This is a genomic window from Rhodoblastus sp. 17X3 (assembly GCF_030056575.1).
Taxonomy (GTDB): domain Bacteria; phylum Pseudomonadota; class Alphaproteobacteria; order Rhizobiales; family Beijerinckiaceae; genus Rhodoblastus.
This window is the reverse complement of sequence record NZ_JASHHX010000013.1, coordinates 110,419-127,704: the sequence shown is the minus strand read 5'-3', so window position 1 is coordinate 127,704 and position 17,286 is coordinate 110,419. Positions and strand designations below refer to the sequence as shown.

Sequence of the window (17,286 nt, the reverse complement as noted above, 5' to 3'; positions counted from 1 at the left end):
GCAAAAAAAAACAGGCGGCGGGCCAAAAGCCCGCCGCTTTTTTCATTCGGCGAAGTAGCGATGGAAAATCAGTTGGCGACGATCTTGTAAGAATCGTCCGCCTTCAGTTGCTCGCCTTCGAGGCCGTTCAGAAGCTGGAACTGTTCGAGCGGCCGGTCCGTCAGGACCATTTTCGCCGCCAGATTGGCGGCGGTGTCGTTTGGTCCGGCGACGGCGAGGCGCAGGCGCAGCGGCAGCGCCAGCTTTTCCTCCTCCGGCGTGATCGCGCGGAAGCTGTTGATCGAATCGTCGAATTTCTTGTTGGCCGCATCGCTGAGGTCCCGGACCGCGAAGATGATTCGATAGATGTCGTCGTGGAAGGAGATGACGGCGACGCGGAAGTTCCATTCTCCCGCGCGGGCGTCCGCGAAAACCGCGGGCAGGCCGTTCACGGTTCCCGAATGGATCGACGAGGTAAGCAGGCCGTCGATCCAGCCCGAGGTCAGATAATCGGTCAGGGTCTTGTCTTTCGGCGCGCGCACGCTGTCGAAACGCAAGGCCTCGGCGCCGCCGTCGGCCACGCCGAGCACGGCCTGGGCCGAATTTTCGAGGGCATAGCCTTCCGGCGCCTCGAAGGAAAAGCCGAGGCGGGGATGGAGGAATTTGTGACCGCGGATCGAGCCGTCCTTGGGATCGTCGCCATAGGTCATGCCGTCGATCGCCGCCAGATATTGCGGGCGCGCCGCCTCGCCCACGCCGGGGGCGCCGATCTGCCTGGCGGCCTGAAGCGCCGCCGCAATGCGCTCGGGCGTCGAGGGATGGGTGGCGAGAATGTCCGGCTTCGATCCGTCCTTCTGTCCGATCAGGGCCGCGCGCATGCCGCTGGAGCGCGCCAGAGAATTGAGGAAGCGCGCGGCGCCGAAGGGATCGTAGCCCGCGCGCGCAATGACCGCGATGCCCATCCGATCGGCGTCCAGCTCCTGCTGGCGGGAATAGCCCGCGATGGTCTGGGCTGCGCTGGCCTGGACTTCCTCGCCTTTTTGCCGGTTCTGAATGACCCGGGCCGCCTGGGTGATGACGGCGGCGGTCTTTTCCTGCTCGGCGCGCAGAAAGGCGTGGCGGGCGGCGACATGGGAGATTTCATGGGCCATGACCGCCGCGACCTCGGACGTGTCATTGGCCAGGGCGAGCAGGCCGCGCGTCACGAACAAATCGCCAGTCGGCAAGGCGAAGGCGTTGACGACCGCCGAATTGAGAATGGTCACGCGATAAGGCTGGGTCGGCGTGTCGCTCGCCTTGGCGAGCCGGACGAGAACCTCGTTGAGATAGTTCTCCGCCTTGGGCCAGCGATAATCGCCGCCATAGAGCGCGATCAGCTTCTTGCGTTCGATTTCATCCGGCGTGTCGCCCAGCGCCTTTGGCGCGGCGGTCGGCATGGGCGCCTGCGGCACCGCCCCCTGGCGCTCCAGCGTGGCGCAGCCTGCAAGCAGCAGCAGGGCCGCGAGTTGCGGCAGGGCAAGGCCGGCCGGCAAACGGCCCCCTCGCCGCCGCAGCAATTTGCGTCCGCCCGCCGTCATTACGCCCGCCGCCCAGGTTTTGCGTCCGCGCGATGGCGGGCGCCGCAATCAAATCCTATCAATTCCGCTCCGGCGATTCCGCGTTTTTAACGCCTGCGCTCCGCTGCGTCTCTTCAATAAACTCGATTTGCCCGGGATGAAACAATTCGATTTGCGGCGAAGGTCCGATCTCGACGACGCCGCGGGCGCGGACCTGCCGGTTGACCAGTGTCTTGTCGGAAAAGCCGGCGCGTTCAAAGGCCGGGAGGTTGCGCCGGGCGATGACCAGCGCGGCGCCGCCGCGCCGCGCCGCGAAATTGAGGTAAAGACGCGGATTGGTGCGGCCGACCGAGCGAATCTGACCCTCGATAATCGCCAAGGTCCCCGCGCGGGCGAAAAAAGCCGCCGCATCATCGGGCGCGAGGGGGGCGAAGGCGGGATCGGTCCAGATCCCGAGTTTCACCGCGCGCGCCTCCCGCTCGGCCGCCAGCACGCCGGAGCCGCAGGCGCCCGGCTCGGCGCTGGCCATGACGAGCCCCGCCGCCGCCAGCGTCTCGTCAGCCGATTCGCTCTCGCCCTCGATAAATAGTCTTACCGGGAGGCGGCCCCAGCGGTCGGGGCTAGCCAGTGGGAGGACCAGCAAGGTCTTGCCCGCGAGCAAGGCGGTCAGTACCGCAGCCACATCCTGCGGGCGTTTCAGCGCGGCGGCCGTCGCGCGCGGTGGTTCGAGCGTCGGGAAATAGACCAGACGGCCATCGGCGAGGACGAGATCGAGCCGCTCGCCGATTCGGTCGAGCCGCGCCGGTCCGCGCGCGCCGGAGACATCGCAACCCGGCGGCGCAGCGGGAGCGGGCGCCAGTGCGGCAAGCCAGAACAGGGCGGCGATCAAGGAGGATGGGCGGCGCATTCGGAAGAGCGGGTTAAAACGATGCATGAGCTTAGCATCATTGCGCGGCGCCCTGTTTTTCCGCGCCGAATTTTGTGATAGGCAGGGGCGCGATCATGCGTCCCGGTAGCTCAGCAGGATAGAGCAACGGTTTCCTAAACCGTAGGTCAGGGGTTCGAATCCCTTCCGGGACGCCATTTCCAACGCGAAAATGGATCAGGCGCGCATTTTCGCCCTGATCCAGAAAAACAGCGCGCCAATCGCCAGGATCACGAGCGCTTCCGCGGAGAGCAGCAGCGCGGATTGTTCGACCCAGGCGGCGGCAGGCGCCGCGACGGCCAGCAACACGCCTACCACGGCGATCCGCCAGGCGTTCGCGTGCAGGCCGGCCAGGAAGGTCGACAGGGCGAGCACGATCAGCAGCGCCAGTCCGGTGGCGTTGTCGTTGAGGACGCCCCGGATCTGCGGCAGGAACAGCAGACGCATGGCGACGAAACAGGCCAGCCAGTGGATGGCCTGTGTCCTGATAAGCCGCATGTGGTCGGGCGCGGGCTCGTCTTTCTCCCAGCCGGCCAGAATGCAGACCAGCGCATAGGCGGGCGCCAGCAATTGCCAGTACAGCAGGGTGGGGCCCCCGGAAAAATTATTGAGCGCGACGCCGACGAAAGCCCCCGCCAGCATGAGCGCGTAAGGCAATTCCGCGCGCAGCAAGCCCGGAGTCGTGGTTTCGGCTTCACTCATCGCATTGGCCTTTCAACATCAGCATTCGGGAGAGTGTAGCGCCTTTTCCAGGATTTGGCGTCGCGATGGGGGCGCGCATCCATTCGACGCCGAAGATCCGTTTCCGGTCGTCTTTCACGCTGATGACGAACCAGCCGTCCTGCTTCCATGAGGGCGCGCTTTAGGGCCGGCGAAAGCGCGAGCGCGCCCAACATAACTCGGCGGCTCGGATCGCCATCACCGACATCCGGGCTCTCCTTCGATCTTGATATATGAATTTGCGGGTCATGCGGATCGCGTCAAAAGACCTCAATGAAGGCTGGTCACCCCGTGCATCTGGAGCGCTTCGATGATTCCGTCGAAGGCCATGCCGATGCCCATGGCGGCGACGAAGAAGCCGACGATGCGCGTCGCCGCATCGATCCCGCGCGGCCCAAGCCGCTGCTGCAGCTGCTTGGCGCTGGCGAGGATCAGGTAGGTCACGCCCATGGTCGCCACCAGCGCCGCCGAGACCGCGACGAGGCCCGTCAATTCCGAAGCCGAGTTCTTGACCTGCGAGGTCATGCCCAGGATCGTCGCCATGGCGCCTGGCCCGAACATGATGGGCATGGCCAGAGGAACGAAGGCGGCGTCGCTCTGCTCAGCGCTTTCACCCTTGCCCGAGCCGGCGCCGCCGACCGAGGAGGGCGATGAGAACAGTTGGAAGCCGAGGCGGGTAAGGATGATGCCGCCGGCGATCCGGACCATGGCCAACGGCACGCCGAACACCTTCAGCAGCAGGGTTCCGAAGATCAGGAAGAAGAACATCAGCATGAGCGCGTAAAGGCACGACCGGAAGGCGAGCGAGCGGCGCGCCTTGTCGTCCAGCCGCGCGGCGAAGCCCAGATAGACCGGCAGCGCCTCGAAGGGATTGATGATCGCCAGCAGGGTCGTGAAGGTGGCGAGGAAAAGGGGCACAGGCCGGCTCCTGATGGGAATGGCGGGATGATAAGGCGACGCCGCCTTCGTCGCAAACGCTCGTCGTCGCGCCGCATCCTCGGGCTTGCGGCGCCATCTTTCGTCTGCCCGCCGATTATGATGGACCTCGCCAGACACAAGCCGCCGCCTGTCGCGCTTTAGCTTGTAAGGCCTTAGCGTCCAGCTATAAATTGAAATTCAGCGAAGCGGCGCGATTTCGAAACAATACATAACGGGCGCAACGCCGGCGTTCTCGCATTCGCCAATGCGACCTCGCTCAATAGATAAGGGAGCGCTTCGATGAGGACTTCCGCGTTTTTGCGCTGGCTGCTCACGGCGTGCGCCATTTTCGGAGCGAGCGCCGCCCATTCGGATGGCGCCGGAAACCCGACGCCGGCGACTTCAACGGATGGCGAATATTTCGATAAGCAGGGAAATCCCACCTACAAGATCGAGAAAGACGGCACGGTAGATTGGTACACTTACATCGGCTACACGATGTATGGCGCCAATTGCCTGCAATGCCACGGTCCCGATGCGCTCGGATCGAGCTATGCGCCTTCGCTGGTCGATGCGTTGAAGTCGTTGAACACGTCCGACGCGATGGGAATTATTATCGGCGGGAAGAAAAATATCAGCAGTTCCCAGGAACTGGTGATGCCTTCCTTCGGCCTCAACAGGAACGTCATGTGTTACATCGACGCAATCTATATCTATTTGAGGGCCCGTTCCGACGGAGCGCTTGGCAGGGGCTGGCCGGACAAATTAGAGGCCAGGCCGGCGGATTACGAAAAAAAACTGAATTCCTGCCTGGGCGGTTAATTCCGACGTCCGTCACGTCGCATTCCTGTATCTGCGGTTTCATTGGAGACCGCTTGCGCCGATCTGTCGCACGGATTGTCCGAACTGGTCGATCTGGTCGCCGAAACTGCCTCGCGTTTCCGGATCGACGATGGCGACGGGGGCGGAAAGGATCAGGCCGGCGGCATTCCCGACCGAACCCGCCGCGCCCGCTGTCACCTGCATCATCCGGGCCCCGACGCCGACGCGCTGATCGGTCAGCGTCTGGCCCGCCGCGATCCTGCGGCCGATGAGTTCGACGACGCGTGGATCCTCGGCGAATTTGCCGTGATTGAAAAAATCATGCGAGGGCAAGCGGGTCATGTCGACGACCGACAAATGCTCCTGTTCGATCATGCTCTTGTATGGCGCGACTTCGGGATCAATGGCCCCCAGTCGCGGCGCCTGCCAGAGCGCCCGCGACGCCGCCAGCGCGCGGTCGTTCTCGGACACGAACAGCACGATATGCGGGCGCCGGGGTCCGAGCGTGGCGAATTGCTGCCGCGCGATATCGACGTCGACATCGGCGTCCGCGAGCATGACCAGCCTGATTTTCGGGGCGACGCGGCCGTCGCGGATCGCCATCTGCCGCAGCGCCTCCAGAGTCACCCAATTGCCCATCGAATGGGCCAGCACGGTGACCGCCTTGACCTGAGGGTCCTTGCTCAAATCGCGCAATAGCGCCTCAAGCGCGTCGCGCGAATAATTGGCGCTGTCGCGATCGTAATTATAGGCGGAAATCTTGCCTTTCGACGGCCAGGTGAACAGAATCGGCGCGACGTCCGCGCGCGCGCCGGAATCATGCAGGATCTGGGCGAAGCGGTAGACCGCGTCCTCGTAGCGGTTGTTGAAGCCATGCACGAAGACCAGCGCCTGCTTCTCGCGCGACTGGCCGAGCAGGCGCGAGAACGAGGCTTCGGCCTGGTCCTTCGTGACGATCTCGGACTTGAGGGTCACGAATTCCGTTTCGGGATTGCCGGGCGGTTGGCGCGGCCACTCGACTTCGCCGATCTTGCGGTTGGCGTCGGGCGGGATCGAAACGACCATGTCGGCGAAGGCGACGTCCGGCGCGCGGCCGCCGCCAAACAGAAAGGCGGACGATTCCGCTTTCGTCCGCGTCGTCGCAACGACCATTTCGACATGGGTCGTGCCGGGCGCATGCGTGTCGGACGGGATGGGGACGAGAAAGCCCTCCGAGGTCGCGCAGCCCGAAAGTCCCAGGGCGAGGAGGATAATAACGCCTGTTCCACGCAAAGCCGGACCCTCTTTCGTCAGACCTCGATCGTTGTCTTATATCAGAAGATGAAAGTCGCCTGCGTGCGCAATCGCCAGTGGTCCGCCGGTTCGCGCTGCCGTCCACGCCTTTTTGCCTGCGCGTGATTTTGGCCGTAAATGGACATATGCGTGCGCCGCTGCCGTCGCCTTGATGTGGGCGATCCGATCCAGTCGGGGCGAAGGGAGTGGCATGGGCGCTGACAGGGATCTGATCATCAACGTCGCGGCGGGGCTGGCCGAGCCAGGAATTTTCATTGCCCACCGCCGAATCCTGGCGGGCGACGCCGGCGAGTTGCTTGCCGGGGAGGCCCTTGATTTCCAGATGGCGTCCGAACAATCGCGACGGCAGAGCGGCGCCGCCCGCGCCCTCGCGCGCGGGCTGCTGTGTCGCCTCGGTCATGACGGCGCCGCGATCGGCAAGGCGGCGTCCGGCGCGCCGCTTTGGCCCGAGGGCGTTGTCGGCTCGCTGGCCCATGACGACCGCGTGGCGATTGCCGCGATCGCGCGTGCGCGGGACTTCGCGGGCATTGGGATCGACATCGAGCCGGATGAAGACTTGCCTGCCGAAATGGTCGATCTCGTCGCGACGCCCGCCGAACGATCCCGCTATGAGCGCGCTTTCCTGCGCAGCCGGGTCCTATTCGTGGCGAAGGAAGCGGTGTTCAAGGCCGTTCATCCGCTTGATGGGGTTTTTCTCGACTTTCAGGACATCGAGGTCGATGTCGAAAGCCAGGTCGCCTATGTGCGTTCGGGCCGGGCTGTCCGCGTCAAGGTGAAGGCGTCGGGCCAGATCGACGGCCATGTGGCGGCCCTGGCCTTCATCCCATCGGCCAGCGCCTGAGGGCGGGGCGCGCAAAAGGGCTTTGCTGGGCGCGTGAAAATGCTATTGCAGAAGTCGAATCCTCGATCTGTGAACGGGCCAATGCGCTGGATCGGCCATTCGACCAATCTCGTCGGACTGCCGACCGAATTTCTCGCCAGCTGCGACTATAACGACGCGCCGCTGCCGCTGCGCATTTCCGGCGTGCGCGAATTCAACCGCGACCTGTTCGAAATGCTGGGCGAAGCTGAAAACGCCGCCGAAGCCGCGCAGGCCTTCACGCTCTACATGAACGCCATGTTCGGCATCGACCCCGAGCAGAAGGAAACCCCGGCGCCGGGCCGGCCGCGCCGCTATCGCTCATCCTTCCTGAAGCTGATCCGGGGCTGGGGCTTCGACAGCAATGGCGTCGAGGGCGCGGTGCTGAAAGGTTGGGTGGAAAGCCGTTTCGGCCTGTTCCCGACCTTTCACAAACAGCCGATGCGCCGCATTTCCAGCCCGGTCTGGACAACCTATGTCGAAGAGAAAATGTCGAGCCGCTTCCACAATAATTCGATTCAGACCCAGCTCGACCTGCTGTTTGAATTCTGCCAATGGGCGCTGGCGAAATATTTTGCGCCGGGCGCGACACATCTCACCCTGCATCGCGGCGTCAACGCGCTGGAGGACCATTCCATTTACGAGCGACGCGGCGACGGACGCGTGACCCTGCGCTTCAACAATCTCGTCTCCTTCTCCAGCGAACGCGATGTGGCGAGCTGTTTCGGCGACACCATCCTGACCGTGCGCGCGCCGGTGGCGAAAATCCTGTTCTTCAATGAATTGCTGCCGTCGCATCCGCTCAAGGGCGAGGGCGAAGTTCTGCTCATCGGCGGCGACTATCAAGCGGAGGCGCGCCGGTTGTGACCGCTCGATCCAGCAGCCGCGACGACCGCGCGCTCGCCGCCTTTCTCGGCCTCGCCATCGGCGACGCCCTGGGCGCGACCGTCGAATTCATGACGCGCGGCGAGATCGCGTCCGCCTATGGCGTGCACAAGAAGATCATCGGCGGCGGCTGGCTGAAGCTGAAGCCCGGCGACGTGACCGACGACACGCAAATGTCTCTGGCGCTCGGTCGTTCCCTGATCCGGCGCGGCGGCTTCGACGCCCGCGACGTCTGCGAGGAATTCGCCGCCTGGCTGCGCAGCCATCCGCCGGACGTCGGCAACACCTGCCGGCGCGGCATCCGCCGCTATATCGTTCACGGCGCGACCTGCGGGGATTTTTCGGAAGGCGACGCCGGCAATGGCGCCGCCATGCGGCTGCTGCCCGTGGCGCTGGCGACATTGGCCCGACCGGAAATGACCGAGGACTGGACGCTCGGCCAGAGCCGCATCACCCATCATCATCCTCTGTCCGATTCGGCCTGCCTGGCTCTGACGCGCATGGTCCATGTTCTGGTCGCGGGCGAGGGCAAGGCGGGCGCCCGCGCGCTGGCCGACGAACTGGCCGCCGCGACGCCGGCCTTCCAGTTCGCGCCCTATCGCGGCCGGACCTCGGCCTTCATCGTCGACACCATGCAGACCGTGCTGCATTGCTATTTCGGCGCGGAAAGCTTCTCGGAATGCGTGATCGCCACGGTCAATCAGGGCGGCGACGCCGATACGACGGGCGCGATCGCCGGCATGCTCGCAGGCGCGACCTATGGCCTCGCGGCGCTGCCGAGGGAATGGCTGGAGCGGCTGGACGCCGCCGTGGTCGCGGAAATCCGCGCCCAGGTTCCGTCGCTCCTTGCGCTACCGGACCGCGTCGAGCCGTGACGTCAGCCTCTCATGGAGCGGATTGACCCGGGTGAAGACATAATCGACCGGGCGCACCACGACTTCCTCGGCGCCCTGTCCTATCAGCCAGTCGGCCAAGGCCGGGGCCTGGGCTTTCGGCGCCGTGAAGATGGCGCGGCCATTGCCGCCGCGACGGCGGACCTTCGCGCCGAAGGCGAGCAGTCCATCCTCGAGCCCTGACGGCTCTTGTTCGAGCACGGCGACGATTTCACGGCTGTTGCGCGCTTCTTCCTCGGCGGCGATGCGCGACAGGATCTTGCGCGCCAACTCCCGTTGCGCGGGCGACCATTCCGCGCCGAGCGCGGCGACCAGATTGGCCTCCGAGCGCAGGATCACGCCGTCGTCGAGCACTTTCAGGCCATTGGCGACGAGGGTCGCGCCGGTCGAGGTGATGTCCACGATCAGCTCGGCCTGGCCCGCCGCCGGGGCGCCTTCGGTGGCGCCGAGGCTTTCCACGATGTGGTAGTCGGTCACGCCTTTGTCGCGGAAGAAGGCGCGGGTGGTGTTTACATATTTGGTGGCGACGCGCATGCGCTCGCCGCTCCGCGCGCGGAAGGCCGAGGCGACGTCTTCGAGATCGGCCATGTTGCGCACGTCGATCCAGGCCTGCGGGACGGCGACGACGACATTGGCGTGGCCAAAGCCCAGCGGCGTCAACAGCGCGACCTTGCTCTCGGCCTGCGCCTCGCGCACCAGATCCTCGCCAGTGACGCCGAAATGAGCGGCGCCGGAGGCGAGGTTCTTGACGATTTCGGAGGCCGACAGGAAGGCGACCTCGACATTGTCGACCCCTGTCAGGGCGCCGCGATAGTCGCGCGCGCCGCGCCCCGTCGTCACGGTCAGGCCGGCGCGGGCGAAAAAGGCGTTGGCGTTTTCCTGCAACCGGCCCTTGGACGGAACGGCCAGAACGAGTTTGTCGCTCATCTTATTTCGCTCCGTTCAGCCGCTCGATCCAGATCGCGGCGCCGACGGCGGGAATATCCGCCTTGGCGCCGAGTGTGGACAGCAGGCGGTCGTAGCGCCCGCCGCCGATGGCGGGGTCGCCCGACTCGTTTCCCGCGGGCGAGGCCTCGAAGACGAAGCCGGTATAATAATCCAGATTGCGCGCGAAGGAGGCGGAAAAGGCGACCGAATCCAGATCGACGCCGCGCGCCGCCATGAAGTTCAGCCGCTGGTCGAAGCTTTCCATTTCCGCGCCGAGATCGACATCCGCCGCCGCGAACAAGGCGCGCAACTGCGCCGAGGCCCGATCGGGCTGGCCCTCGATGGCGAAGAATTGCTCCAGCAGCCCGCGCCTGCCGTCGTCGAGACCGGCGCTGGAGCGCAGGGCCGATTGTTCGAGAAAGCGTTCGGCGATCTCGCCCGGGGTGCGGCCGCCGAGAGCCGAAATGCCGGCGATCTTCAGCAGATCCTCGACCAGCGCGCGGGCGCCCGCCTTGTCGGCGCCGTCGAGCGCGGCGAGCACGCCGGAATGGTCGCCGCGCGCGGCGACCGGTGCGAGAATCTCGGCGATCTTTTGGCCTTTGGCGAGGCCGCCGCGCAGGCGGCGCAGCCAGACCGGCGGCAGGCTCAATTTTTCCAGCAGGGCCGCGAGCAGGCCGGCGTCGCCGATGCGAATGCGCCAGCTTTCCGAGACGCCGCCCGCCGCCTCAAGCGCAAGGGCGAGAATTTCGGCGTCGGCGGCCTCGCGGTCGGCGCGGCCGAAGCTTTCCAGCCCGGCCTGCGGAAATTCTGGCGAAAGGCCCGAACGCTGGCGGAACACCGGGCCGTAACAGCAGAAGGCGGCGGCTTCGCCGGCCTGCGCCGAAGCGAGATAGGCCAGCGAAACCGGAATGGTGAATTCCGGCCGCAAGCAATAGTCCCCGCCAGCGCCGTCCGAGGTTTGCAGCAGGCGGCCGCGCATGTCCTCGCCGGACAGCGAAAGGAAGACCGAGGCCGGCTGCAGCACGGCCGGGTCGCAGGGCTGATAGCCCGCGGCTTCGAGCCTCTGCAGGAAAGCCTCGCCTTTTTGATCCCGACCGCCGCTCATAACTGCTCCAAGCTCGTAAAGTGCCACGCAGACCTAGCAAAAGCGCGCAAGGCGCGCATCCCCTTTCACCGTGAAGGGTGAACGGGAATTGCACATACCTTTGCCCCGCCCCTGATAAATCAAAGGTCGAGGCGCCCGGCGGCGTCAGCCGCCCGAGGAATTAAACATTTGGCCAGTCGGCGCGGATGCCGAGGGACATTTCAATGCCCCTCGGCATTACAGGCCGTGGCGTTCGAGGATTTCCCGCACGACGGCGACCAGATTGTCCTCGGAAACGGAAACCTGCGCCGGACGCGCCGCCTTCCATTCCTCGTTCGAGGCGATGGCCGAAGAAGCCTGCGCGCCGTCGATCAGGTCCTTGATCTGCACTTCGCCGCGTTCGCGCTCGTTGGAGCCCTGAATGACGACGCAGGGGCTCTTGCGGCGGTCGGCATATTTCATCTGCGCCTTCATGCCCGCCGCGCCGAGATAGAGTTCGGCCCGTATGCCGGACTCGCGCAGCCGCCCGACCAGAGCCTGGTAATGGGCGATCTGGTCGCGGTCCATGACCAGCACGACCACAGGGCCATTATGCGGCGGGCGCGCGACCAGCGGCGACTTGATCGCCTTGAGCGCGGCGTAGAGCCGCGACACGCCAATGGAGAAGCCAGTCGCGGGCGCGTCCTCGCCCCGGAAGCGCGCCACCAGTCCGTCGTAACGGCCGCCGCCGCCGACCGAGCCGAAGCGGATCGGCTGGCCCTTGTCATCGCTCGCCGCGATGGAGAGATCGGCCTCGAACACCGGACCGGTGTAATATTCCAGCCCGCGCACGACCGAGGGGTCGAGGCTGACGCGATTTTCGTTATAGCCGCCGGCCTTGGCGAGATCGTCGATGGCGCGCAGCTCCGCGACGCCCTCCATGCCGCGCGCGGAGGTCGCGACGATCGCTTCCAGCGCTTCCAGTGTCTGGGCGTTGTTGGAGCGCCGCGCCGCCGTGAAGGCCAGAACCTTGTCGATGGCCGCCGCGCCGAGCCCCGCGCCCTTGGTGAAATCGCCGGATTCGTCCTTGCGGCCGTGCCCGAGCAGGGCGTGGACGCCCTCCGGGCCGAGGCGGTCGAGCTTGTCGATGGCGCGCAGCACGACCAGACGGCGGCCGGCGTCTTCCGGCGCACCGAGGCCGATCGCCTCCATCACGCCGTCGAGAATCTTGCGGTTGTTGACCTTGATGCAATAGTCGCCGCGCGCGATGCCCAGGTTTTCCAATGTGTCGGCGGCCATCATGCAGAGTTCGGCGTCGGCGGCGGGGCTGGCCGAGCCGATGGTGTCGGCGTCGAATTGCAGGAACTGGCGGAAGCGGCCCGGGCCCGGCTTTTCGTTACGGAAGACATAGCCGCCGCGAAAGGAGCGATAGGGCTTGGGCAGGCTCTCGAAATTTTCCGCGAAATGGCGAGCGAGCGGCGCAGTGAGGTCATAGCGCAGCGATAGCCACTGCTCGTCGTCGTCCTGGAAGGAGAATACGCCCTCGTTGGGGCGGTCCTGATCGGGCAGGAACTTGCCGAGCGCGTCGGTATATTCCATGGCGGGCGTCTCGACCGCCTCGAAGCCATAGAGTTCGTAGATCTGCCGGATCGCCGCGAGCATGGCGTCGACGGCGGCGATTTCGTCGGCGCCGCGATCGGCGAGGCCGCGCGGCAGGCGCGCTTTGACGTTGGGCGAGCCGGGCTTGTCTTGTGTCATGATGATTGTTCCGTCCTTGCGCTTCTCTTATGCGCGGGCGCGGGCGCAGACAAGCCTTTGCGGCGGCGGTTCATCGTGCGCCTTGACAGCAGGGGCCCCGCCCTTTAGCCGCATGGCATGACCGGCAATTTCAAAAATCGCGAGTCGGCGGACGCTATCGCCCTGACCGGTCTCGCCCAGGCCCAGGACCGCTACGACGCCTTCCTGTGCGATATCTGGGGCGTGCTGCACAATGGCGAGCGCAGCTTCCCCGCCGCCGTCGAGGCTCTGCGAGAATTGCGGCGCCGCGGCAAGACGATAACGCTTGTCACCAACGCTCCGCGCCCCAAGGGCGAAGTGGCGGAGCAGCTGGCCTCGCTCGGCGTCGGCGCCGATTGCTATGATTCCATCGCCACCTCGGGCGACGTCTGCGCCCACGCCATCGCCGCGCGCGCGCCCGGACGGCCCTATCATATCGGCCCTGAGCGCGATCGGCCGGTTTTCGCCGCCGCCGCCGCGCTGACCGCGCATGATGTCGCCCCGGTCGCGCTGGAAGAGGCTGATTTCGCCGTCTGCACGGGCCTGAACGAGGACACGATTGAAACCCCGGCCGATTACGAGGCCGTGCTCGTCGCCTGCCGCGCGAAAAACCTGCCGATGATCTGCGCCAATCCGGACCTCGTGGTCTATCGCGGCGAACAGCTCGTCTATTGCGCCGGGGCGCTCGCCGAACGCTATGAGGCGCTGGGCGGCGTGGTCGAACAGGCCGGCAAGCCCTATGCGCCGATCTATCGCATGGCGATCGGCCTGCTGGAACAGGCGCGCGGCAAGCCGCTGGACATCGACCGCATCCTCGCCATCGGCGACGCCATCCATACCGATATCGCCGGCGCGGCGACCATGGGCCTCGACAGCCTGCTGGTCACGCAGGGCATTCATCGCGTCGAACTGCACGGCCCGGACGCCGGCGCGCTCGACGCCGACGCCTACAAGCAGTTCGTGGCGAGCCATGGGGTGACCCCGGTCTATCGGATCGGCCGCCTCGCCTGGTGACTACCCCATAAGGACCTATGGACTTTTGTGCGGCGGGGCGTTTCTGTCGCGCCGGCCTGCAAAACTCACAAGGGAAAGCCAGAACATGTCCGAGCCGTTCAAGACCTATTATTTCGAGGATCTCAGCGTCGGCATGCGCGAAACCTTGATGAAGACCGTCATGAACGAGGATGTCGTCGGCTTCGCCGAATTGTCGGGCGACCATAACCCGATCCATCTCTCGGACCATTTCGCGAAAAAGACCCGCTTCGGCGAGCGCATCGCCCATGGCCTCTATACCGCTAGCCTGATCTCCGCCGTGCTCGGGATGTATCTGCCTGGCCCCGGCGCGGTCTATCTGCACCAGACCCTGAACTTCAAGGGCCCGGTCAAGATTGGCGACGTCGTGACCATCAGCGTCGAAGTCACCGAGCTGGTCGAAAAGGGCCGCCGCTGCAAGCTGCATTGCGAGGCGACGGTGGACGGCAAGGTGGTGCTCGATGGGGAGGCGACCGTCATGGTCCCCGCGCGCGAGGCAAAGCCGCGCCCGACGGAAACCGCCGCCAGCTAAAAGGCGGGCGCCTCACGCGCCATCACGAAAACGCCAGACCTGCGCGCGTTTGATTTCGCAATCCTCCAGCGCGCGGGTCACCGGCACGCGATATTCCGCGATGGCCTCCAGCCGGTCGCGGGCGAGATAGGTGCGGCCCGGGTCGCCGATCAGCACCGCGGCGCCGCGCCCGCGCAAGGCCTCGAGCCAGTCCGTGACGCTCTGCGCCATGTCGCGCTCATAGGACACATCGCCCGCGACGACGACGTCCCAGCCCTCGTCGCGGCCAATCAGGTTCTCGATTCTGGCGTTGAGCGCGACACCATTGGCCTGCGCGTTGAGACTCATGGCGGCGCGGGCGAATTCATCGATGTCGCAGCCTTCCGCCTGCGCCGCGCCGGCCCTGGCGGCGGCTATGGCGACAAGGCCCGATCCCGAGGCGAAGTCGAGAACGCGTTTTCCGGCCACGGTTTCGGGATGATCGAGCAGATAGCGCGCCAGCGCCTGCCCGCCGGCCCAGGCGAAGGCCCAGAAGGGCGGCGGCAGGCCGATCTCGCCCAGCTCCTCTTCAGTCTTTTGCCACAGCTCGGTGGCCTCGTCGGCGAGATAAAGCGAGATCTCCGGCGCATGCGGAACGGGCAGCAGCCGGGTCTGCGCGCGGATGAAGGCCTCTCGGTCCAGAATCTGCGTCAATTTTCGAGACTGTCCTTGAGGCTGCGGCGCAGAACCTTGCCGACATTGGATTTCGGCAGTTCGTCGCGGAAGAAGAATTCACGCGGCACCTTATAGCCGGTGAGCCGCTCGCGGCAAAAAGCGCGCAGATCCTCCTCGGTCAGGCCATCCTCGCGCGGCACGACAAAGGCGATCACTTCCTCGCCAGTTGCGGCGAGCGGTCGGCCGATCACAGCCGCCTCGCGCACCTTGGGATGCTCGACCAGCACTTCCTCAACCTCATTGGGATAGACATTGAAGCCCGAGACGATGATGACGTCCTTGAGGCGGTCGACGATCTTGAACTGGCCGTCGGGCAGCATCACGGCGACGTCGCCGGTACGGAAAAAGCCGTCCTTGGTCATGGCGGCCTCGGTCGCCATGGGCCGGTCCCAATAGCCGGCCATCACTTGCGGCCCGCGCGCGCAAATTTCTCCGGCTTCGCCCATCGGGACAGGCTCGCCGGCGGAATTGCGGATCGAGATTTCCGTCGAGGGCAAAGGATAGCCGACCGTTCCGGAAAACTCCTCGAGATCGGGGCGGTTGGCGCAGAGCACGGGCGAGGTCTCGGACAGGCCATAGCCCTCGATGATCGCCTTTCCGCTGAGCTGTCGCCATTTGCGCGCGACCGCCGCCTGCATCGCCATGCCGCCCGCGACGCAGAAGACCACCGAGCTGAAATCGACCTTCCTGATATCGGGATGGTCGGCGAGGACGTTGTAGAGCGTGTTCACGCCGGCGAGAATATGGAAGCTGCTGCCGCGCAGGATCTTGACGAAGCCGGGGATGTCGCGCGGGTTGGCGACGAGCAGGCAGGAGCCGCCGGTGCGCATCTCGAACCAGAAACAGGCCGTCAGCGCATAGATGTGATAGAGCGGCAGGGCGGTGACCATGATCGTCGGCCCGACCTTGGCGAGCTGCGGCGCAAACCAGGCGGCGCTTTGCTCGACATTGGCGACGAGATTGCGGTGGAGCAGCATGGCGCCCTTGGCCGAGCCGGTGGTGCCGCCGGTATATTGCAGCACCGCGATGTCATCCGCCGCCACCTCGACCGCGCGCGGCGACTTGCCCCGTGTCGCGCGCAGCACGGCGGAAAAGGCGATCGCATGAGGCAGATCGCATTTCGGGACCGCCTTCTTCACATGGCGCGAAACGAAATTGACCAGGACGCCCTTGGGGCCGAGCAGGTCTCCGGGCGCGATCAGCACGATGCGCTCCAGCTTCAGGCGATCGGCGACGGCGGCGACGGTCGCGGCGAAATTTTCCAGCACGAAGAGGAAGCGCGGCGACGCGTCGACGATCTGGAACTCAAGCTCGCGCGAGGTGTAGAGCGGATTGACGTTGACGAGTGTCCCGCCCGCCTGAAGCACGCCGAGCATGATCGCGGGATAGGCCATCACATTGGGCGACATGATCGCGACGCGGTCGCCCTTGCGCAATCCGGCGGCCTGCAGCCAGACCGTCACCTGGTCGGCCGCCGCGCCAAGCTGTTCATAGGTCATGCGCGCGCCGAAACTTTCCAGCGCGACGCGCGGGCCATAGGCGGAGCGGCTGCGCCGCCACAGGTCCACCAAAGTCGTGTGGGGGTCGGGCGCGATTTCGGCGGGAACGCCCTCCGGATAATGGGCGATCCAGGGCCTCGCGCCCACGAGCTCCTCGAAAATTTCCATGCGTCTCCTCCGCTCGCCGCTTTGCGCGGTTGTTAGTTTAGTTATGAACTAAATCATCCGCGTCTGGCAAGCCGGTTTATATTCGATTCCCGCCGCGATAGGATCGCTCCGGGCCAAGGCCTAGCATGATCATAACCGGCGAGGCCGTCCATCGTTTCGGCCCGCGGGCGCCAGGGAGCAAGGCTTGTGCATTTTACCGCTCTGATCACTCTCGCGTCGCTTCTTTTCTATGTCTTTCTGGGCGTGGACGTCGCGAGAGCGCGCGTAAGCCGCAATGTCCGTGCGCCGGCCACGACCGGCGATCCCGTTTTCGAGCGCATTTATCGTGTGCAGATGAACACGCTGGAATGGCTGCCGATCTATATCCCCAGCCTCTGGCTGTTTGGCTTTTACGTCTCGGACCTCATCGCGGGGGTCGTTGGCGTGGTCTGGATCGCGGGGCGCTATCTATACAGGACGGGCTATGAGGAGGCGCCGGAAAAGCGGAGCCTCGGATTCATGATCCAGGCGACGGCGGCAGCGGTGCTGCTGTTCGGCGCCGCCATCGCGATCGTCTATCGCCTGGCGACGGGTCATTGAAGCGGACGGCCCCTCGCGCCGGCCCCGCGAAAATTGACTTCCGGCCGGGCCGGGGTTAAAAGGCGCCTTCTCTTAAGTGAGACGATTTTTGCAGACGCCGACCCGCGCCGGACGCGGGAGGCCAACGCCCGGCAGCGCGACGCGCCCCCGGGCGCGTTTTGCTTTGT

Annotated in this window: 17 protein-coding genes and 1 tRNA gene; 8 read left to right on the top strand and 10 right to left on the bottom strand. The window is 65.4% G+C overall.

The genetic code is table 11. The features are described 5' to 3' along the window. Positions 1–68: 68 nt before the first annotated feature. Both QM467_RS13355 and QM467_RS13350 read right to left on the bottom strand, forming a co-directional pair. Positions 69–1,556 carry a M48 family metalloprotease gene (locus QM467_RS13355; protein WP_283366823.1) on the bottom strand — a complete coding sequence of 496 codons (1,488 nt, stop codon included), beginning with the start codon at positions 1,554–1,556 and terminating at the stop codon, positions 69–71. A 58-nt stretch (positions 1,557–1,614) separates the two neighbouring features. Next, complete coding sequence (locus tag QM467_RS13350) at positions 1,615–2,442, bottom strand: thermonuclease family protein (RefSeq protein WP_283366822.1); 828 nt, start codon at positions 2,440–2,442, stop codon at positions 1,615–1,617. Positions 2,443–2,541: 99 nt separating this feature from the next. On the opposite strand from QM467_RS13350, the gene QM467_RS13345 reads away from it, so the two are divergent. After that, positions 2,542–2,618, top strand: a tRNA-Arg gene (locus tag QM467_RS13345). A gap of 19 nt (positions 2,619–2,637) precedes the next feature. On the opposite strand, the gene QM467_RS13340 is transcribed toward QM467_RS13345, so the two are convergent. Then, a complete protein-coding gene (locus QM467_RS13340; RefSeq protein WP_283366821.1) occupies positions 2,638–3,162 on the bottom strand; it encodes a hypothetical protein in 525 nt (174 codons plus the stop codon). Positions 3,163–3,450: 288 nt separating this feature from the next. Further along, positions 3,451–4,098 carry a MarC family protein gene (locus QM467_RS13335; RefSeq protein WP_283366820.1) on the bottom strand — a complete coding sequence of 216 codons (648 nt, stop codon included), beginning with the start codon at positions 4,096–4,098 and terminating at the stop codon, positions 3,451–3,453. A 300-nt stretch (positions 4,099–4,398) separates the two neighbouring features. Here QM467_RS13335 and QM467_RS13330 point away from each other — a divergent pair, with 300 nt between their 5' ends. Continuing rightward, entirely contained in the window at positions 4,399–4,920 is a 522-nt protein-coding gene (locus tag QM467_RS13330) for a c-type cytochrome, methanol metabolism-related (RefSeq protein WP_283366819.1), read from the top strand. A gap of 39 nt (positions 4,921–4,959) precedes the next feature. On the opposite strand, the gene QM467_RS13325 is transcribed toward QM467_RS13330, so the two are convergent. Then, positions 4,960–6,192 carry an alpha/beta hydrolase gene (locus QM467_RS13325; RefSeq protein WP_283366818.1) on the bottom strand — a complete coding sequence of 411 codons (1,233 nt, stop codon included), beginning with the start codon at positions 6,190–6,192 and terminating at the stop codon, positions 4,960–4,962. Positions 6,193–6,403: 211 nt separating this feature from the next. Between QM467_RS13325 and QM467_RS13320 the strand changes: the two genes are divergently transcribed. The 3 genes from QM467_RS13320 to draG all read left to right on the top strand — a co-directional run bounded on the left by QM467_RS13320 (position 6,404) and on the right by draG (position 8,832). Continuing rightward, on the top strand, positions 6,404–7,054 hold the full coding sequence (locus QM467_RS13320) for a 4'-phosphopantetheinyl transferase family protein (RefSeq protein WP_283366817.1): 651 nt from the start codon (positions 6,404–6,406) through the stop codon (positions 7,052–7,054). 81 nt (positions 7,055–7,135) lie between these two features. Then, on the top strand, positions 7,136–7,939 hold the full coding sequence (locus QM467_RS13315; RefSeq protein ID WP_342395128.1) for an NAD(+)--dinitrogen-reductase ADP-D-ribosyltransferase: 804 nt from the start codon (positions 7,136–7,138) through the stop codon (positions 7,937–7,939). Continuing rightward, a complete protein-coding gene (draG, locus tag QM467_RS13310; protein WP_283366815.1) occupies positions 7,936–8,832 on the top strand; it encodes an ADP-ribosyl-[dinitrogen reductase] hydrolase in 897 nt (298 codons plus the stop codon). Before QM467_RS13315 ends, draG begins: the two co-directional genes overlap by 4 nt. Here draG and hisG read toward each other — a convergent pair. From hisG to hisS, 3 genes are all read right to left on the bottom strand, one after another. Then, positions 8,809–9,777, bottom strand: a complete 969-nt coding sequence (gene hisG / locus QM467_RS13305) for an ATP phosphoribosyltransferase (RefSeq protein WP_283366814.1) — start codon at positions 9,775–9,777, stop codon at positions 8,809–8,811. The genes draG and hisG overlap by 24 nt on opposite strands. 1 nt (position 9,778) lies before the next feature. After that, positions 9,779–10,882: an ATP phosphoribosyltransferase regulatory subunit gene (locus QM467_RS13300; RefSeq protein WP_283366813.1), complete on the bottom strand. Its 1,104-nt coding sequence runs from the start codon at positions 10,880–10,882 to the stop codon at positions 9,779–9,781. 216 nt (positions 10,883–11,098) lie between these two features. Then, positions 11,099–12,598 carry a histidine--tRNA ligase gene (gene hisS, locus QM467_RS13295; RefSeq protein WP_283366812.1) on the bottom strand — a complete coding sequence of 500 codons (1,500 nt, stop codon included), beginning with the start codon at positions 12,596–12,598 and terminating at the stop codon, positions 11,099–11,101. A gap of 117 nt (positions 12,599–12,715) precedes the next feature. Here hisS and QM467_RS13290 point away from each other — a divergent pair, with 117 nt between their 5' ends. Continuing rightward, a complete protein-coding gene (locus QM467_RS13290; RefSeq protein ID WP_283366811.1) occupies positions 12,716–13,630 on the top strand; it encodes a TIGR01459 family HAD-type hydrolase in 915 nt (304 codons plus the stop codon). An 85-nt stretch (positions 13,631–13,715) separates the two neighbouring features. Next, positions 13,716–14,180 (top strand): MaoC family dehydratase, encoded by a 465-nt coding sequence (locus QM467_RS13285; protein WP_283366810.1) that lies wholly within the window; start codon positions 13,716–13,718, stop codon positions 14,178–14,180. A gap of 12 nt (positions 14,181–14,192) precedes the next feature. Here QM467_RS13285 and QM467_RS13280 read toward each other — a convergent pair whose 3' ends face one another. Then, positions 14,193–14,852 carry a class I SAM-dependent methyltransferase gene (locus tag QM467_RS13280; protein ID WP_283366809.1) on the bottom strand — a complete coding sequence of 220 codons (660 nt, stop codon included), beginning with the start codon at positions 14,850–14,852 and terminating at the stop codon, positions 14,193–14,195. Further along, on the bottom strand, positions 14,849–16,540 hold the full coding sequence (locus QM467_RS13275) for an AMP-binding protein (protein ID WP_283366808.1): 1,692 nt from the start codon (positions 16,538–16,540) through the stop codon (positions 14,849–14,851). The genes QM467_RS13280 and QM467_RS13275 overlap by 4 nt, the downstream gene beginning before the upstream one ends. A gap of 186 nt (positions 16,541–16,726) precedes the next feature. Between QM467_RS13275 and QM467_RS13270 the strand changes: the two genes are divergently transcribed. Then, positions 16,727–17,119, top strand: a complete 393-nt coding sequence (locus QM467_RS13270; protein ID WP_283366807.1) for an MAPEG family protein — start codon at positions 16,727–16,729, stop codon at positions 17,117–17,119. The last annotated feature ends 167 nt before the right edge of the window (positions 17,120–17,286 follow it).